Here is a 286-nt window from a genome sequence, read left to right as displayed (position 1 = left end):
ATTCAAAATAGCGGCGCTTGGGGCGGTACATCACCAGCTCGTTGGTACAGTAGGCCAGCCAGTGATCGTGGGCCTGCTCATAACCATTGTCGATGAAATAGTCAAAGGCTCTGACGACACACGCCAGCCACTGGGGGTTGCGGGTTTGGCCGTATAGCCGCATCAGCGCAAAGGCTGCCTCGCCATCGTAATAGATGATCCGAGACTTTTCCTTGAGTGATAAATCTGGCGCATTCAGCACGTGCACGAAGCTGCCATCGGCTTCCTGCATGCGGACGATCCCCAG

General features: G+C 55.6%; 1 protein-coding gene. It reads right to left on the bottom strand.

Annotated elements, in window-relative coordinates:
- Window positions 1-271 (bottom strand): hypothetical protein (locus P8629_RS11610; RefSeq protein ID WP_278166285.1); only part of this gene is annotated, 271 nt, incomplete at its 3' end.
- Window positions 272-286: the final 15 nt, after the last annotated feature.

It is taken from the genome of Hydrogenovibrio sp. 3SP14C1 (genome assembly GCF_029625905.1).
GTDB lineage: Bacteria > Pseudomonadota > Gammaproteobacteria > Thiomicrospirales > Thiomicrospiraceae > Hydrogenovibrio.
The sequence above is the reverse complement of the archived record's forward strand: the minus strand, read 5'-3'. Positions and strand labels throughout refer to the sequence as shown.